The organism is Serratia sp. JSRIV001 (assembly GCF_019968745.1).
Lineage (GTDB): Bacteria > Pseudomonadota > Gammaproteobacteria > Enterobacterales > Enterobacteriaceae > Chania > Chania fonticola_B.
On the sequence record NZ_CP074147.1, the window covers coordinates 2,554,493 to 2,572,457 of the forward strand.

A 17,965-nucleotide genomic window follows, 5' to 3' on the forward strand; every position below is an offset into this window, starting at 1 on the left:
AACGCCGTTTTACAAAGGGTTGAAACGGTGTTTATGACGGACGAGGTATACAGGAAGACTGGTAATGTAGGGGCGCTGCAAATGCTGCGCCCGCTCAAATTCGGAGGAAGGATATGTTCGCAGTGGAGATCAGCGAGCGAGCCAGCCACCGTCTACCGCGAGCGTGTAGCCATTAACGTAGTCGGACGCTGCCGAGGCAAGGAAGACGATCGGGCCCATCAAGTCATCCGGCGTGCCCCAGCGCCCTGCCGGGATGCGCTCGAGGATCTGCTGGTTGCGGTCTTCATCGGTACGTAGTTGCTGGGTATTGTTGGTGGCCATATAGCCCGGTGCAATGGCGTTAACGTTAATCTGGTACTGTGCCCATTCATTGGCCAATAGCCGGGTGAGGCCGAGTACCGCGCTTTTCGACGCGGTGTAAGACGGTACGCGAATGCCGCCCTGGAAAGAAAGCATCGAAGCAATATTGATAATTTTACCGCCGCTGCCCTGGCTGATGAACTGTTTGGCCACCGCCTGTGCCATAAAGAACAGGGTCTTGATATTGACGTCCATCACCTCATCCCAGTCTTGTTCACTGAAATTCAGGGCATCTTCACGGCGGATAATTCCTGCGTTGTTCACCAGGATATCGATTCTGCCAAACGCCTCAACGGCGGTGGCTAGCAGAGAAGGGATGGCGTCGATATTGCCGAGATCGGCGTTCAAATTCAGGAATCGACGCCCAGTCTGGGTAACTTTGCTCATGGTCTCAACGGGCTGACTGCGGTTCACGCCGATAATGTCGCAACCGGCCTGCGCCAACCCAATCGCAATGCCTTGCCCCAGGCCGGTATTACAGCCGGTGATCAGCGCCACTTTGCCCATTAAGTCGAAGGAATTCAGAATCATAGCGTTGCTCTCTTGCCGTGAGGGAAGAAAGCACCGGGCTTTCGATGGCAACTGCGTGGCAGTGACAGTGTCACCTAATGGCCCGGTGTTTTCTTTATGCGACTAGCATAATTTGAATGGTGTCTTAATTCAATAAAAATGAAATGGTGTTTTATTTATTTTTCGAGTGCAGGGGGAGGGAAAAGGGCACCGGTGGGGCCGATGCCGTCAAGATCAGGCCAGATGGGCGGCAGTTAACTGCTCTAGGCTTTGCAACTTAAGGTCGGCCAAGGCCCAACGCGGATCCTGGCTGTATTCGTGCGCAGGGATCACGATCGATTTCATACGCGCTGCTTTGGTGGCAATCATACCGTTGAAGGAGTCTTCCAGAGTAATGCAGTGCTGTGGATCGCTGCCCAGGCGTTCGGCGGCGATCAGATAGACTTCCGGGTGCGGTTTGCTGTACGGCAGGTATTCGGCTGAAACCAACTGATCGAAATAGCTCTCCAGATCGAACATCTTCAGCACCTGCTGCTGCATATGTAGCGGAGAGGCGGAGGCCAGCCCAATATTTAAATCCAGGCTACGGCACAGTTCCAGCGCTTGTTGCACCCCAGGCAGCAACGGGCGCTTTTCCCGTACCAACTCGATGGCCCGCTCGATAATGCGGCCAGCCACTTCCTCCTGAGAAGGCCCTTGCCACGGCATGGCCTGGAACCACATTCGTACCACCAGATCGATGCGTAAACCCAGCGTATCCGGTAGGTTGTGACGATCGGACAGATCCAGGCCCAATGAGCTGAAAATATCCATTTCTGCCTGTAACCACAGGGGTTCAGAGTCGATCAGTAGACCGTCCATATCAAAAATTGCGGTTGCTATGCGTTGCGAATAAGCCATTAACAATTAACTCCTGCAGCACCAGTAAAAGAAAATGTTTTCGCCACTCTATCATTTTTGTTCAGGCGCCTGCACCCTTCGGGCCCGGGGTGTTTTCCCAAAGTACAGGATCTCTCTGGAACTGGGGGGAAGATAAAGAAAACGGTGGGCGAGTTTCATTAACTACAGGTAGACTTAGCGCAACAACGATTGCGTCGCTTACAAGGGGAACACATGACGTATCAACAGGCTGGGCGCGTTGCCATACTGAAACGCATTTTCGGATGGGTCGTTTTCATCCCGGCGTTACTGTCAACGCTGGTTTCACTGCTGGGTTTTGTTTATCAACACAGTGAGAAGTCCAGAGGGATCAACGCCGTGATGCTGGATTTTGTCCACGTCATGGTCGACATGGTGCGCTTCAATACGCCATTCCTGAATATTTTCTGGTACAACTCACCGGTACCGGACGTGGATAAGAGCCTGTTTAGCGGCGCTAATCTGATGTTTATCATTATCTATTTCCTGATTTTTGTCGGCCTGGCATTGCAGACTTCCGGTGCGCGCATGTCGCGTCAGGTGAAGTTTATCCGTGAAGGATTGGAAGATCAGATGATCCTGGAACAGGCCAAGGGCAGCGAAGGGCACACGCGTGAGCAATTGGAAGAGCGGGTGACGTTGCCGCACCACACCATATTGCTGCAATACTTCCCGCTGTATATCTTGCCGGTGGTGATCGCCGTGGTGGCTTATTTTGTGCTCAAGCTGCTAGGGCAAATGGCCGGAGTGGCGTAGATCTGCAAAGAACGGGCGCCCTATGCGGCGCCCATGACATTACAGCGTCTCTGGATGGAGCAGCTTGTCGATGGCCCGCTGCGCCATGACCAGATGTTGGCCGCCAAACAGGTTGCTGCGGTTGAGCAGGTAATAAAGCTGATACAGCGGCTGGCGTTCGATAAACCCGGTCTCCAGCGGCCACACGCTCTGATAGCCGTCATAAATCTGGGCGGGCAATTCAGGATAAAGCGGCAGCATCGCCAAATCACACTCTCTGTCGCCCCAGTAGCAGGCTGGATCGAACAGTAAAGGCCCATCCGCGGCCTGAGCACAGTTGGCTGGCCACAGATCGCCGTGCAGCAGGGAAGGCTGAGGTTGATGGTGTTGCAACCGCAGATACACCACGTCAATAATTTCGTCGATATCACCGAAGGTCATGCCCTTTTCCGCCGCCAGCTGTAGCTGCCAGCCGATGCGTTGCTCGGCAAAAAATTCCGCCCAGCGGCGTTGCCAGGCATTGGGCTGCGGTGTGGTGGAAAGGTCGTTATCGAAGTCGAGGCCGAACTGCGGTTGTTCGCTCCACTGGTGCAGGCGGGCCAGTTGTTGCCCGAGGCAGTGCGCCCCGTGCGCATCCAGCGGCTTAAGGGGTTGATACTCCAATAGCAGGAAACTGTAATCGCGATCGCTGCCAACCCCATACACTTCGGGGACGCGCACGGTCTTACTGCGAGCCAGCAAGGCCAGTTGATCGGCCTCCGCAGTAAATATCGGCAGCATTTCGCGGGTATCACATTTAACAAACACCTCGCTGTCACCGTAACTCACGCGCCACGCCGGGTGGATTTCTCCCCCGGGCAGTTCAGTCCTTTCGCGGATTTCTGCGCTGCCAAGATGTTCACTCAACAGACGGCTAACGGCTTGCCACATAGTAATCCCCTTCTGTGTTGCCTGCGATTTCATTAGGTTAGCGTCTTTCCTGCTGCGAAAACACGATGTGGCGCACAGCTGCGCCATCTATTGACGAAAAAATCATCGCCGCGTGTCTGGTCAAAGTATATACGCTATTGATTAATTTAAGTACGCTTATGCTGAATGCTGCTTGGTTCAGGCTAACTTGCCGAGTTCCTTGTTACACGGGAAACGTCATAGTAGGGATTTTCCCCTCACCCCAACCCTCTCCCACAGGGAGAGGGGGCTGGAGCGGAGCCGCGGGTAGGGGCAGGAGTCAGTCTGTGGCACGTTTTGTTCTCTTTCCCACAGGGGGCTGGAGCGGAGCCGGGGATAGGTGCAGGAGTCAGTCTGTGGCACGTTTTGTTCTCTTTCCCACAGGGAGCGGGTGGCGTAAAAACCTTTATCGGTGTTCGATATTACTAGACCACAACAGTGGCACATTCTGTTCCCTCTCCTGGGGGAGAGATACCGTCTTGTCGGCTATCCGGCAAGCGGTATTTCCGCATTAAATGTCTTTCCTGATTTCACCACACCATAGGCCAGTTGCAGCAACTTTCGCATCGCCGCACACACTCTTTCTTTGCCCGACTTCCCACGCAACTTCAGCCTTTCTGTTAAGTCTTTAACCACAACATTGTATTGGCCTGCCACTACCGCGGGCATGTATAACGCACTTCGCAGCTCACCGTGCCCCACTTTCGATAACCGGCTTTTCCCTTTAAACATCCCCGACTCACATCGCTGTGGATTCAGTCCTGCGTACGCTACCAGGGCCTTGCTGCTGGTGAACCGACGCAGGTTTCCTGCGAAGGCCAGCAGGCTGGAGCTCAGCATCTCTCCCACTCCAGGGATACTTTTTAGCAACTCGCTGTCCCGTTTCAGGTCAGGGTTATCATCGATGTGCTGACTGATTTTCTTTTTCGTTTCTCGTATCAGTTCATCCAACGTGGCGATGTGCTCATTGAGTGAAGGGACGATGACTGCTTCGGCCACCTCCAGGCGATTTTCTTCCATCTGACGCATCTCTTCCAGGTTCTTAAGATGCCTGACCAACGCGGTCAACTGGCGCTCGCTCAACGGGGCTGGGAACCACGGGGCAGGCTGATGCAGTGCGCAGTAGCGGGCTATCATCGCTGCATCGCTTTTGTCCGTTTTGTTCCGGGCCAGTTCTGTATTGCCGAAGGAATGGATACACGCCGGGTTCATCAGACTGACGTGGTAGTTGTTGTCTGCCAGATAAGTGGCCAGTTCCGTGCTGTAGCTCCCGGTGGCTTCCATACAGACATGACAGTCGCCAAAGCGGCTCAACCAGGCTGCGAACTCGCGGCATCCAGAAGGGGTATTGGCAAACTTTTTGGTTTTATACTTCTGATTGTCCAGCAGTACGGCGACATCAAATTTGTGTTTAGCGATATCAACGCCGACAGGGGTTCTACGCATTATGGCACTCCATAACCATGTCTGAAATTTATCGCCGGACCATCCTTATATGTAGGTGCTCATAGGCACAGGATACCGTTCGGTCTACAAGGCGACAGGGAAATAGACAGCCGGGGCACAATCTCTCCCACGGGCTCATAGGCACTAGGGTTAGGGGGAGCTCACCGGCTATCTCCCGATGATCAGTCGGGGATCTTCTCCGCTAAGGCGGAGAAGATCAAGACATAAGGGTTAGGGTGAGGGCGGCTTAATGGTTTTTAACTACGGTGATTTCGTTGCGTTGCACGGGTTTGAAGTGGCTATAGAGCAGGGCGATGACAAACAGCAGCGCCTGTACGACCACGATGCACGGCCCGGTTGCGCCGTCGATATGAAAGCTGATCAGTGTACCCAGCACACAGGAAAAAACCGAAGCGATGGTGGCAACAATCAACATCCGGTTGAAACTGCGGCACAGCGTGAACGCAATAATCCCCGGTGCGATCAGCATCGCAATCACCAGGATCACCCCCACCGCCTGTAGCGAGGCCACAATGGTTAACGCCAGCAGGCACAGTAAGCCGTAGTGCAGTAACTTCACCGGCAGGCCGATAACGCGCGCATGATTGGGATCGAAACAGTAGAGCATGAAGTCCTGGCGCTTGAGCAGCACGATTGCCAGCGTGATCCCGGCGATCCACAACGTTTGCCGTAGCTCACCGTCGGTGATCCCCAGCATATTGCCGAACAGGATATGGCTGAGGTGTTGATCGGTATCGATGCGGGCAAACAGCACCAGCCCAAAGGCAAACATGCCGGAGAATACGATCCCCATCATCGTGTCTTCTTTTACCCGGCTGTGCTCTTTCAGATAACCCGTCGCGACCGCGCAGAAAATGCCGGAAAGAAATGCGCCAATCACCAGCGGAATACCGAACACAAAGGCCAGCACAATGCCGGGGAGCACGGCGTGAGAAATGGCATCACCCATCAGTGACCAGCCTTTCAATACCAGATAGCAAGACAACACGGCGCAGACGACACCGGTGACGATAGCCGCGATGATGGCGCGTTGCATAAAGGGATAGGCGAACGGCTCAGAGAGCCATTGCAACAGGAATTCCATCAGTTGCCCTCCGGAGAGTTGCCACGATTTACGCGACGTTTTGAGGCTAACAGCCCGTGCTTCGGTGCGAACAGGAAGGCCGCCAGGAACACCAGCGTTTGCAACGTGACGATCACGCCGCCGGTGGCCCCATCGACGAAGAAGCTGAGGTAGGCACCCAAGCCGCTGGTCAACGCACCGATCGCGATGGCGATAATCACTAGCCAGCCAAAACGGTCGGTCAGCAGATAGGCGGTAGCACCGGGAGTGATCACCATGGCGATCACCAGGATGGCGCCGACGGTTTGCAGCGCGGCCACGGTGCAGGCGCTAAGCAGGGTAAAGAACAGTATCTTCAACTTGAGTGGCGAAAGCCCGATCGACACCGCGTGGTTTTCATCGAAAAATACCGCCAGCAGGTCTTTCCACACCAGGCATAAGATCAATAACGAAACGCCGATAATAATCTCCACCTGCAACACGTCTTCATCTGCGATGCCGAGAATGTTGCCGAAGATGATCGACTGCACGTTCACCGAGGTAGGATTGAGCGAAATGATCAACAGGCCGACGGCGAAAAAGGTGGAGAAAATAAAGCCGATAATCGCATCTTCACGCAGGCGGGTAACGTGGCGTACCAACGTCATCGCCAGCGCGGCCAGCATGCCGGTGAAAAACGCACCGGCTGCATAGGGCAGGCCGAGGGCATAGGCACCGGCCACGCCAGGCACCACGGAGTGGGAAAGAGCATCCCCCATCAACGACCAGCCTTTCAGCATCAGATACGCCGACAGAAAAGCGCAGGCCGCACCGACGATGGCGCTGACCCACATCGCCTTGACCATGTAGTTGTAGTTGAACGGTTGCAGCAGGATCTCGAGCATCAGGGAGTATTCTCCTTTTGCTGACTTTGCGCCGGAGGATCGCTCTTGGTATGGCCATAAAACACCGCAGGGCGCTCGTCATCGGTGATTACCGTTACGGTGCGGGGATCGTTGTCATCGTGCAGGTCGGGCCCGGAGAGGTTGATATGGCGCAATACGCCACCGAACGCCAGTTCCAGATTGCTTTGCGTGAACGTGGTCTCGAGCGGGCCGGCGGCAAGCACGGTACGGTTAATCAGGATCACCCGATCGCAAAACTCCGGTACGCTGCCGAGGTTGTGGGTCGATACCAGGATCAGGTGCCCCTCATCGCGCAGCGAACGTAACAGATCGATAATGGCGTTCTCGGTTTTGACATCTACGCCGGTAAAAGGCTCATCAAGCAGCAGCACAGTTCCCTGCTGAGCCAGGGCACGGGCCAGGAATACGCGCTTTTTCTGCCCGCCGGAAAGCTCGCCGATCTGTCGGCTACGTAATTCAGTCAGGCCAACGCGTTCCAGCGCCTTATCGACCCGCAGCCGGTCTTCCTTGGTAGGAATGCGCAAGAAGTTCATTTTGCCGTAGCGGCCCATCATCACCACGTCTTCCACCAGCACCGGGAAGTTCCAGTCAACCTCCTCGGTTTGCGGCACGTAGGCGATAATATTTTTCTTCAGCGCGGCGACAACCGGCTGCCCGCTCAGCGTCACCTGGCCAGATGTCGGTTTTACCAGGCCCATGATGCTTTTGAAGAGGGTCGATTTCCCGCTGCCGTTAACCCCCACCAGCGCACAGATCGAACCACCGCTAAGGGTAAAACTGGCGTTATGGATCGCCGTATGGCCGTTGTTATAGGTGACCGATACGTCATCCACGCTAAGTTCGGGGCGGATAAAGGTCTCTGCACTCATTGATTGAATCCTTTGGCGATGGTTTGCACGGTGGCATTGAGCAGATCGATATAGGTGGGCACTAGCCCGTCGGCGGCAGAAAGCGAATCGACATACAGCACGCCGCCGTAGTGTGCGCCGGTTTCTTTGGCCACCTGCTTGGCAGGCTTATCCGAAATGGTGCTTTCGCTGAACACCACCGGAATGTGGTTGGCCCGCACGGTATCAATCACCCGGCGCACCTGCTGCGGTGAGCCCTGTTCGTCGGCATTGATTGGCCACAGGTAGACTTCTTGCAACTGATAGTCTTTGGCCAGATAGCTAAAGGCGCCTTCGCTGGTTACCAGCCAGCGCTGGGCTGCCGGAATACGCGACAAACGCTCGCGTAGCGGGGCATCCAGCGCCGCGATTTTTTCAGCGTAGGCTTTGGCATTGCGGTTATAGGTTTCGGCGTTATCAGGATCGTGCTGCACCAGCGCTTTGCGGATGTTCTCAATGTAGATCAGCGCATTGCTTGGCGACATCCAGGCATGGGGGTTTGGATTACCGTTATACGGGCCTTCGTGGATCGGCAGCGGGGTGATCCCTTCGGTTACCACGGCGGCGGGCACCTGTTTGATATTTTCGAAGAAGCGTTGGAACCAGCGCTCCAGGTTCATCCCGTTCCATAAAATCAGATCGGCGTGCTGTGCCTTAACGATATCCCGCGGCGTGGGCTGATAGTCGTGGATTTCCGCCCCAGGCTTGGTGATGGACTCCACTACGGCAGCGTCGCCCGCCACGTTCTGGGCGATATCCTGGATAATGGTGAAGGTGGTCACCACGCGCAGCTTTTCCTTTGCCGAAGCCGGTTGGCTCACAGCAACAACGCTAAGGCATATGCAGAGCAGGGCAAGGGGGCGAAAGTGGGACAAGCTAAAACGACGACGAGTAAATACGTTGTTTTTCATTGGCATGATGACGTCTCCTTATTCAAATGAAAATGATTATCAATATCAATTGAGCGGAAGTCAAGCATCACCAAGCTTTGCCAAGGGGTTATGTTGTTGTTAATGAAATAGTACCGCCGTGTGAGTTATAACATTTTATGTATCGGGATGTAACCGCTTAAAGTAATCACTGCCAGTGACTATCTCCACTTCGGGTTTTGCCCCCAATGCCACCTCGCCCAACCCTTGCGCCAACTGTTTGACATCTTCTTGATTTAATGGCGTTGTTAGCGAAAAACTGTTGATCCCCAGCTCATGGGGAACGCCCTCGCTGTCGCTGAGCATGGTGGAAAAACCGGCCAGCGTCATTTGTCCGGTTAATTTGGCTAAATCGGTTAAGCTCTGTTCCGGATAGGTGAAAGTCACCACAAATCCTATGGACGAAGATTGACTCATAAATCACCTCTTGGTATATGGATAGCCTGAGAATAGACCAAAAAAGTTATGCAGGTATCCTTACCCGTTGTATATGCTACGCAACTCATTGAAAGGAGTGAGGGATTCTGTGAAAACAAAAATAGGTTGCCTGATGGCAATCGTACTATTAGCCGGTTGTGCGAAAGATCCGCAAACAACCGGCAATCAGGCAGGCAGTGGCACTTCGGGCGGTTGGCTAAAAACTCCACCGCAAACACCAAGCAACCGTACCGGGACACCGGTCGCTTATAACGATTATATCCGTCAGGCTGCCAGCAACTATGGCGTCGACGAAACGCTGATTAAGGCGATCATTCAGGTGGAGTCCGGGTTTAACCCGAACGTGGTCAGCACCTCGAATGCCGTGGGGCTCATGCAGCTGAAAGCCTCAACCGCTGGACGCGATGCTTACCGTATGAAGGGAAAGAACGGGCAGCCAAGTTCACGTGAGTTGAAGGATCCGGCGGTCAATATTGATCTGGGAACAGCCTATATCAATATTCTTCAAAGCCAGCAGCTAGCCGGGATCACCAATCCACAAACGTTACGCTATGCCACCATCGTTTCCTATGTGAACGGGGCAGGCGCGATGTTACGGACCTTCTCATCGGATAAACGTGTGGCGGTAAACCGCATCAATCAGATGAGCCCGGACGAGTTTTATCAGCATATCCAGAAGAAACACCCGGCACCGCAAGCGCCGCGTTACTTGTGGAAGGTTACCACTGCTTATCAAGCGATGGCTGACTAGCCTCAGATTGCCTACAGCCGGCCCCAATAAAGGGCCGGTTTTGCTATTTCTTGCCGGTAAAAATGTGCTCTGCATCCCATTTCCGTTGTTCTCCCGCCTTTTGAACTAAAAAACCGCACAAATTGTTAATTTTACATTAACAAAGAAAACTTTACGCTCAATCAAATAGTTACCGGTAACATTGCTGCCAAAGCTCACATTCTGACCTTCAAAAAATAAACAATTACGTAACAATATATGTTTAAACTCCGTATGGAACGCGAGGTTGAGGTTAAATAGTTGTGATTTTTTTTGGAAGGAATGTGCTATGTCGAACGATAAAACCAACAACTCCCGGCGTGATTTCTTGCTGAAGTCGATGACGCTGATCCCCGCAGCCGTTATCGGTGGCAGCGGTGTGAGTGCCCTGACGGCGCCCACACCCGTGCTTGCCGCTAGCGACACCCCCAAGCAGGCTGACTATCAACCAACCTTCTTTACCCCCGAAGAGTGGGCCTTTGTCCAGGCGGCGGTCGCGCGTTTGATCCCTGCGGACGAGCGCGGCCCGGGCGCTTTGGAAGCAGGCGTGCCGGAGTTTATCGATCGGCAGATGAATACGCCTTATGCCACCGGCTCAATCTGGTACATGCAAGGGCCGTTCAATCCCGATGTTGCACCGGAAATGGGTTATCAACTGCCGTTGGTGCCGAAACAGATTTATAACCTGGGTATCAGCGACGCGGATGCCTACAGCAAGAAAACGGCAGGTAAAGTATTCGCCGAGCTGGATGGCGCACAACAGGATGCGCTGTTGCAGAAGTTTGAATCCGGTGAGGCCGAGTTTGCGCAACTGCCTGCCAAGCTGTTCTTCTCTTACCTATTGCAAAACACCCGTGAAGGTTTTTTCAGCGATCCAATCCATGGCGGTAACAAAGAAATGGTGGGATGGAAGCTGATTAATTTTCCGGGCGCGCGCGCCGACTTTATGGACTGGGTTGAGCGAGGGGAACGTTATCCCTTCCCACCGGTATCGATTCGTGGGGAGAGGGGGTAATTATGGCAACGGTAATGAAGAAGCAGGATGTGGTGATCGTCGGTTTTGGTTGGGTTGGTGCCATTATGGCCAAGGAGTTGACCGAGGCCGGGCTAAACGTGGTGGCGCTTGAGCGTGGCCCGATGCGCGATACCTACCCAGACGGCTCCTACCCGCAGGTGATCGATGAACTAACCTATAATATCCGCCGCAAGTTGTTCCAGGACCTTTCAAAAAGTACGGTGACTATCCGTCACAACACAAGCCAAACCGCAGTACCTTATCGCCAGTTGGCGGCTTTCCTGCCGGGTACCGGAGTGGGCGGAGCTGGCCTGCACTGGTCTGGCGTGCATTTCCGTATCGATCCTATCGAGCTGCGTATGCGCAGCCATTATGAAGAGCGCTACGGTAAAAGCTTTATTCCAAAAGACATGACGATCCAGGATTTTGGGGTGAGCTACGACGAGCTGGAGCCGTTCTTTGATAAGGCCGAGAAGGTATTCGGTACCTCCGGCACAGCCTGGTCAGTGAAGGGGCAGTTGGTGGGTAAAGACAAAGGCGGAAACCCCTTTGCACCAGACCGTTCCGACCATTTCCCACTGCCAGCGCAGAAGAACACCTTCTCCGCGCAGCTGTTTGAAAAGGCGGCGCGTGAGGTGGGTTATCACCCTTACAATCTGCCCTCTGCCAATACGTCAGATTCCTACACCAACCCCTATGGCGCGCAGATGGGTCCTTGCAACTTCTGCGGTTACTGCAGCGGTTATGCCTGCTACATGTATTCCAAGGCGTCGCCAAACGTCAATATCTTGCCAGCACTGCGGATGGAGAAGCGCTTTGAGCTGCGCACCAACGCTAACGTGCTGAAAGTTAACCTGACAGCTGACAAAAGCCGGGCGACCGGGGTGAACTATATCGATGCCCAGGGGCGTGAGATTGAACAACCTGCCGATCTGGTGATCCTCGGGGCCTTCCAGTTCCACAATGTGCATCTGATGCTGCTCTCCGGTATTGGCAAACCTTACGATCCACAGACCGGTGAAGGGGTGGTTGGGCGTAATTTTGCCTACCAGAACATGACTACCATCAAGGCGTTCTTTGATAAGGACGTCCATACCAACCCGTTTATTGGCGCGGGCGGTAACGGCGTCGGCGTGGATGATTTCAACGCGGATAACTTTGACCACGGCAAGGAGGGCTTTGTCGGTGGCTCACCGTTCTGGGTCAACCAGGCGGGTACCAAACCGATCTCCGGCCTGCCAACGCCTCCTGGTACTCCAGCCTGGGGCAGCAAGTGGAAAGCCGCGGTGGCGGATGCCTATACGCACCATGTCTCTATGGATGCGCATGGCGCGCACCAGTCCTATCGTAGCAACTATCTCGATCTCGATCCGACCTACAAGAACGTCTTTGGCCAACCGCTGCTACGCATGACCTTCGACTGGCAGGAAAACGACATCAAGATGGCGCAGTTTATGTTCAACAAGATGGCCCCGATCGCCAAGGCGATGAACCCGAAACTGATTTCCGGCAGCCCGAAAAACGCCAACAGCCATTTCGATACCACCAGCTACCAAACTACGCACATGAACGGCGGAGCGGTGATGGGAGAAGATCCCAAGACCAGCGCGGTAAACCGTTATCTGCAAAGCTGGGACGTGCATAACGTGTTCTCGATAGGCGCATCGGCCTTCCCGCAGGGGCTGGGCTACAACCCGACCGGCACCGTTGCCGCGTTGGCCTATTGGTCTGCCCGCGCCATTCGCGAGCAGTATCTGAAAAACCCAGGCCCATTGGTGCAGGCATGAGGATGCGAGTGATGAAAGCTTTGGTTCCCGCACTGGTTCTCAGTGCACTGAGTTTTTCCGTTTTGGCGCAGGACGCGGCGGTCAGCAGCGAATTGCTCAAACGTGGTGAATATCTAGCACGTGCCGGTGACTGTGTGGCCTGCCACACCAATGGTAAAAACGGTGTGCCCTTTGCTGGTGGTTTGGCGATGGAAACGCCGATTGGCACTATCTATTCCACCAACATCACCCCGGACAAAACCACCGGCATTGGCGATTACAGTTTTGCAGATTTCGACAATGCGGTACGCAAAGGCGTCGCCAAGAGCGGCAGCACCCTGTACCCGGCGATGCCTTATCCTTCGTTTGCGCTGGTGAAAGAGGAGGATATGCGTGCCATGTATGCCTATTTCATGCACGGCGTGCAACCCGTCAAACAAGCGAACCAAGACTCCGATATTCCCTGGCCGTTATCCATGCGTTGGCCACTACACATCTGGCGTTCGATGTTTGCACCAACACCGGCCGATTTCGCGGCAAACGCCAACGCCGATCCGGTTATCGAACGTGGCCGCTATCTGGTCGAAGGGCTGGGGCACTGTGGGGCATGCCATACGCCGCGCAGCCTGACTATGCAAGAGAAGGCGTTGAGCAACACGGAAGGGGATGACTACCTGTCTGGCAGTAACGCGCCGATCGACGGTTGGGTAGCATCCAGCCTGCGTGGCGATAATAAAGATGGCTTAGGCACCTGGAGCGAGAGCGAACTGACCGAGTTCCTGAAAACCGGCCGCAACGATAAGTCGGTGGTATTTGGGGGCATGAGCGACGTGGTCGAACATAGCCTGCAATATCTCAGCGATGAGGATTTGACCGCGATCGCCCGCTATCTGAAAACCTTGCCGCCGAAAGACGGTAAACAGCAGGCCGCTCCGGTTGAAGACAGCGTCGCCAAAGATTTGTGGCGTGGTAACGACAGCAAGCCCGGAGCCGCGCTGTACGTCGATAACTGTGCCGCTTGCCACCGTACCGATGGTGTTGGTTACAAGCGTGCCTTCCCGGCGCTGAAGGGCAACCCGGTGGTGCAGACCGAAGACGGGACCTCGCTGATCCACATTGTGCTGGTCGGCAATACCACGCCAGCAGTGAAGGGGGCGGTTTCCAACCTCACCATGCCACCGTTTGGCTGGCGCTTGAACGACCAGCAGGTTGCGGACGTGGTGAACTTTATCCGCTCCAGCTGGGGTAATAATGCCAAAGCCATCAGTGCTTCCGATGTAGCTGACGTGCGTAAGGATCGTTCAATTATCCGCGATGAGAAGGCGATGGGCAGTTCTACTGTCCCAGAGCCAGCGCCTGTGGGTGCCAAGTAATCCTCACAAGGGCCTCGTTCGAGGCCCTTTATTTATCTCAATTATCCTTAAATAAGTTAGAGTTGTTAATCATTTCATGGTGTGTGATTTTTAATCACCTTTAACAGCCCATTCCTGGGTCTTTAAACTATTTGACCTGAGTTTTTTACCTTTCTGCGAGATATTGCACTTCATATTTGTTCTATGTCACTGTTATTGATTGGGTTGTTCTGATTTTATTTGTTGGTGAATAAAAATTTCATTAATGTTATTAATGTTAATCGCAGGGGAGCGTTGAAACTAAAGGGAGGCTATAGGCGTGATGGTAATAGTTTTATTAATGGTGGTGTACATTTCCATCGCTTTTGAGGTTGATAGGCGTAAGCGTATCTGTATTAGTCTTGGTCGAAAATATACCTACAGAAAGCGCATCAAGTTCAAAAGGAAATGTGCGAGGTTAATCGATACGCTGCTTTTCCGAACATGATGCGTTGCGGTTTGCCATCTTTGGCAAAAAAGCAGATTTCATCAGGTGAGATGCCCTGGAAAAGTGGGGCATTTTAGATGGATGACCAAGTAGCCACAGCTATTTGGCACCGTCAATGCCTGTTAACAGTCTGCACCGTTATCCATCTCGTCAACATGTCGATCTACATCCCGTGAGCAGACCCACGCTTTTGTGATCCTGACGATACAAAGTGTCAAATCCACTGTATGCATTCAAGGGCGGCTTTAGTATGGTCTTGGTTTGAGCATTCGCCAAAGGACATTGCCATGGAAAAAATCGACCTGCATATGCATTCCAACTACAGCGATGATGCAGACTTCCCGGTTGAGACGCTGATTGCACGCTGCCTGGCCAACGGTATCAGTACGTTGGCGGTGACCGACCATAATAATGCCAATTCGGTGCCGGAAGCCAAGGCGCTGGCATCGTCCAGCCTCAATGTCCTGTCTGGTATCGAGATCGACTGCACCTTCGCTGGGCGCAACTTCCACCTGTTGGGCTACGGGTTTACCCCCAGCAATGACTTTGTCGAAATCTATAACAATTTCAGCAGCATTCAACGGGAACTGACGCCGCAGAAGTTTGCCAAGCTGCGCGGGTTGAAATTCCATCTGGATGAGCAACGCCTGGAGCAGGTATGCGGTGGCGCTATCCCGCAGGAAGAGCAGATGGGCGAGGTGATACTCGACGATCCACGTAATGATGGGCATCCATTGCTGATGCCTTATCGACCCGGGGGGGAAAGGGCCGATATGCCACTAATCAACTTCTACTGGGACTTCTTTGGCCCAGGAAAGGTGTGCTATATGCCGGTCACCTATCCCGCCATGAACCGCATGGTGGAGGTGATCCGCCATAATGGGGGAATACCGATCCTGGCGCATATCGGTGCCAACGTTAAGCAGGACCATACTCAAGTCATCGATGACATGCTGAAGATTGGTGTGATGGGGGTCGAGGTGTTCTCAAGCTATCATTCACCGGAGTTGGCCAGCCAGCTGTATGAGTTTGCCCTGAGCCGCTCGGCGTTTGTTACCTGCGGCAGCGACTTCCATGGGCGTAACAAGCCAAAAATAGAAGTAGGGCAATGTAGTTACGGCCCGCAGTATATTGGCGAAATACGCCGGTTTGTCGCCGCCGCCAGCGCCTAAGCTTTGTTTCATTCCCTATGGCTCGTGGGCGGCATAGGCTGCTCACGAAGCGCGCAGTTAACCGCCGAAATATAGACCATTCCAGAGATTTTCTTTATCCTTTGCCGTCCTTTTATCAGGTAGGTGAATTTCTCTCGCCATTAATATCCTGTTTTATATAAACATTCTACGGAGAAGGGAGTTTCCGTCGGGCGCAATCGTTGGCGCTGTAGATTAAGGTAAGCTGTCTCATGAGTACGATTTCTCCAGATCATGGCAGGTTGGCCATTGCTCAACCTGCCAAATGGAACAAGACCGACACCGTCTGGATGTTCGGGCTTTATGCCACGGCCGTGGGTGCCGGCACCCTGTTTCTGCCGATCAATGCCGGTCTGAATGGCCCATTGGTGCTGCTATTGATGGCACTGTTCGCTTTCCCTCTGACTTATTTACCCCATTTGGCACTAACCCGTTTTGTCCTTTCCGGCTCCAGCCGCGATGGCAACATTCAGGACGTGGTGGTCGAACATTTCGGCGTGTTAGCCGGCAAGATCATTATGGTGCTGTACCTGATGGCGTTTTTCCCCATCGTGCTGGTCTACAGTATTTCCATCACCAACGCGTTGGACAGCTTTCTGACCCATCAATTTCACTTTGCCCCGGTACCCCGCATCTGGCTGAGTTTGGCGGTGGTGGTGGTGCTCAATTTGGTACTGCTGCGTGGAAAGGATACGATCGTGGCCGCGATGGGCGTTCTGGTATTCCCATTGCTGGTGTTTCTGATGGGGATTTCGCTGTATCTGGTACCCACCTGGCAGACCGAGAACTTTGTCAGTGGTTTGGCCAACACCCAATTTGACAGCCCCGACCTCTGGCATTCGTTGTGGTTGGCGGTCCCGGTAATGGTATTTTCCTTTAGCCATGCGCCGATCATTTCGTCGTTCGCTTCCACCCAGAAAAGCTTATATGGTGACAACGCTGAGCGCCGTTGTGCGCGGATTATGCGTTACAGCTACCTGCTGATTTGCGTCACCGTGCTGTTCTTCGTGTTCAGCTGCGTGCTGAGTCTTTCGCACCAGGAGATGGAGCAGGCGAAAGCACAGAACATCACGGTGTTGACCACCCTGGCCAACAAATTTTCCAACCCGCTGATTGCCTATCTTGGGCCGGTGATGGCGATGTTGGCGATGGCAAAATCCTATCTTGGCACTTCATTAGGCGTTACCGAAGGGGCAACCAGTCTGATCGATGGGCTAACACGCGCCGTTGGCAAGCCACTCACTGCAGTCACAACCCATCGTATTTCCGGTGTGGTGCTGTTCTTGCTGACCTGGGCGGCCACCGTTTGGAATCCGAGCGCCTTGCATATCATTGAAACCATCAGCGGTCCGCTGATTGCGGTGATCCTGTTTATTCTGCCGATGTATGCGGTGCGCGCGGTTCCGGCTATGCGCCGTTATCGAGCATTGAGCAATGTCTTTGTGCTGGTGATGGGGCTGATTGCGCTTTCCGCTTTGGTTTACGGTTTGGCATAGGGAGCAAGTTGGCCCCGCAACAGCGGGGCCGGTAGGGTTAGGTCATTGGTACGTAGGTAGAAATCAGCTCCAACACGCCGTTGATAATAAACTGCACGCCCATACACACCAGCAGGAAGCCCATCAGGCGGGAAATGGCCTCAATACCGCTTTCACCAACCAGTTTCATGATCGCCGTGGAACTGCGTAAACAGATCCACAAAATGATCGCTATCGACAGGAAAATGGCCACCGGTGCGGCCAGCAGCACCCAGTGGGCAAAGCCCAGGGTATTTTCGTGGACGCTGGATGAGGTACTGATGATCATGGCGATAGTACCCGGCCCGGCGGTGCTTGGCATGGCCAGCGGGACAAACGCGATATTGGCCGAGGTTTTCTTGTGCAGCTCTCTGCTTTTGGTTTCTACCTCCGGTGTTTCATCGGCACTTTGCTGTGGGAACAGCATGCGAAAACCGATAAAGGCGACAATCAACCCTCCGGCGATCCGCAACCCGGGGATGGAAATTCCAAAAGTGCTCATCACTAGCTGACCGGCATAGAACGCGACCGTCATGATGCAGAACACGTAGACCGAAGCCATCAGCGACTGATGGTTGCGTTCTTCGTTGGTCATATTTCCCGACAGACCGAGCAGCAACGCCACGGTGGTTAGCGGGTTGGCCAGTGGCAACAGTAGGGCCAGCCCAACCCCGATGGCCTGAAACAACTGCAGAATACTCGACATATAACA

General features: G+C 53.8%; 17 protein-coding genes. 7 read left to right on the plus strand and 10 right to left on the minus strand.

Going from position 1 to position 17,965, the window contains the following annotated elements:
* Positions 1-129: 129 nt before the first annotated feature.
* Positions 130-891, minus strand: coding sequence for a 2-dehydro-3-deoxy-D-gluconate 5-dehydrogenase KduD (gene kduD / locus KGP17_RS11670; protein WP_223499390.1), 762 nt, complete (start codon positions 889-891; stop codon positions 130-132).
* A gap of 213 nt (positions 892-1,104) precedes the next feature.
* Positions 1,105-1,770, minus strand: coding sequence for a hexitol phosphatase HxpB (gene hxpB, locus KGP17_RS11675; protein ID WP_021804612.1), 666 nt, complete (start codon positions 1,768-1,770; stop codon positions 1,105-1,107).
* A gap of 213 nt (positions 1,771-1,983) precedes the next feature.
* Here hxpB and KGP17_RS11680 point away from each other — a divergent pair, with 213 nt between their 5' ends.
* Entirely contained in the window at positions 1,984-2,544 is a 561-nt protein-coding gene (locus KGP17_RS11680) for a YniB family protein (protein WP_021178205.1), read from the plus strand.
* 39 nt (positions 2,545-2,583) lie between these two features.
* Here KGP17_RS11680 and KGP17_RS11685 read toward each other — a convergent pair whose 3' ends face one another.
* From KGP17_RS11685 to ghoS, 7 genes are all read right to left on the minus strand, one after another.
* On the minus strand, positions 2,584-3,453 hold the full coding sequence (locus KGP17_RS11685; protein WP_223499391.1) for a fructosamine kinase family protein: 870 nt from the start codon (positions 3,451-3,453) through the stop codon (positions 2,584-2,586).
* Between the two features lie 504 nt (positions 3,454-3,957).
* Entirely contained in the window at positions 3,958-4,917 is a 960-nt protein-coding gene (locus KGP17_RS11690; protein WP_059199085.1) for an IS110 family transposase, read from the minus strand.
* Between the two features lie 247 nt (positions 4,918-5,164).
* Positions 5,165-6,022, minus strand: coding sequence for a metal ABC transporter permease (locus tag KGP17_RS11695; protein ID WP_223499393.1), 858 nt, complete (start codon positions 6,020-6,022; stop codon positions 5,165-5,167).
* The gene (locus KGP17_RS11700) at positions 6,022-6,885 is read right to left on the minus strand and encodes a metal ABC transporter permease (RefSeq protein ID WP_223499395.1); all 864 of its coding nucleotides are present in this window, start codon (positions 6,883-6,885) and stop codon (positions 6,022-6,024) included. Before KGP17_RS11700 ends, KGP17_RS11695 begins: the two co-directional genes overlap by 1 nt.
* Positions 6,885-7,775 carry a manganese/iron ABC transporter ATP-binding protein gene (locus KGP17_RS11705; RefSeq protein ID WP_223499397.1) on the minus strand — a complete coding sequence of 297 codons (891 nt, stop codon included), beginning with the start codon at positions 7,773-7,775 and terminating at the stop codon, positions 6,885-6,887. The genes KGP17_RS11700 and KGP17_RS11705 overlap by 1 nt, the downstream gene beginning before the upstream one ends.
* Positions 7,772-8,710: a metal ABC transporter substrate-binding protein gene (locus KGP17_RS11710; RefSeq protein WP_305801158.1), complete on the minus strand. Its 939-nt coding sequence runs from the start codon at positions 8,708-8,710 to the stop codon at positions 7,772-7,774. The genes KGP17_RS11705 and KGP17_RS11710 overlap by 4 nt, the downstream gene beginning before the upstream one ends.
* 129 nt (positions 8,711-8,839) lie before the next feature.
* On the minus strand, positions 8,840-9,139 hold the full coding sequence (gene ghoS / locus KGP17_RS11715; protein WP_059200612.1) for a type V toxin-antitoxin system endoribonuclease antitoxin GhoS: 300 nt from the start codon (positions 9,137-9,139) through the stop codon (positions 8,840-8,842).
* 109 nt (positions 9,140-9,248) lie between these two features.
* Between ghoS and KGP17_RS11720 the strand changes: the two genes are divergently transcribed.
* From KGP17_RS11720 to KGP17_RS11745, 6 genes are all read left to right on the plus strand, one after another.
* Positions 9,249-9,911 (plus strand): transglycosylase SLT domain-containing protein, encoded by a 663-nt coding sequence (locus tag KGP17_RS11720; RefSeq protein ID WP_021178197.1) that lies wholly within the window; start codon positions 9,249-9,251, stop codon positions 9,909-9,911.
* A gap of 307 nt (positions 9,912-10,218) precedes the next feature.
* Entirely contained in the window at positions 10,219-10,944 is a 726-nt protein-coding gene (locus tag KGP17_RS11725) for a gluconate 2-dehydrogenase subunit 3 family protein (RefSeq protein WP_021804604.1), read from the plus strand.
* A 2-nt stretch (positions 10,945-10,946) separates the two neighbouring features.
* The gene (locus KGP17_RS11730) at positions 10,947-12,731 is read left to right on the plus strand and encodes a GMC family oxidoreductase (protein ID WP_021178195.1); all 1,785 of its coding nucleotides are present in this window, start codon (positions 10,947-10,949) and stop codon (positions 12,729-12,731) included.
* Positions 12,732-12,742: 11 nt separating this feature from the next.
* Complete coding sequence (locus tag KGP17_RS11735) at positions 12,743-14,083, plus strand: cytochrome c (protein WP_021804603.1); 1,341 nt, start codon at positions 12,743-12,745, stop codon at positions 14,081-14,083.
* Between the two features lie 753 nt (positions 14,084-14,836).
* The gene (locus KGP17_RS11740) at positions 14,837-15,721 is read left to right on the plus strand and encodes a PHP domain-containing protein (protein WP_223499399.1); all 885 of its coding nucleotides are present in this window, start codon (positions 14,837-14,839) and stop codon (positions 15,719-15,721) included.
* Between the two features lie 230 nt (positions 15,722-15,951).
* On the plus strand, positions 15,952-17,235 hold the full coding sequence (locus KGP17_RS11745; RefSeq protein ID WP_021804601.1) for a serine transporter: 1,284 nt from the start codon (positions 15,952-15,954) through the stop codon (positions 17,233-17,235).
* 37 nt (positions 17,236-17,272) lie between these two features.
* Here the strand turns inward: KGP17_RS11745 and KGP17_RS11750 are convergent, their stop codons facing one another.
* Positions 17,273-17,959 (minus strand): MarC family NAAT transporter, encoded by a 687-nt coding sequence (locus tag KGP17_RS11750; protein ID WP_209523569.1) that lies wholly within the window; start codon positions 17,957-17,959, stop codon positions 17,273-17,275.
* Positions 17,960-17,965: the final 6 nt, after the last annotated feature.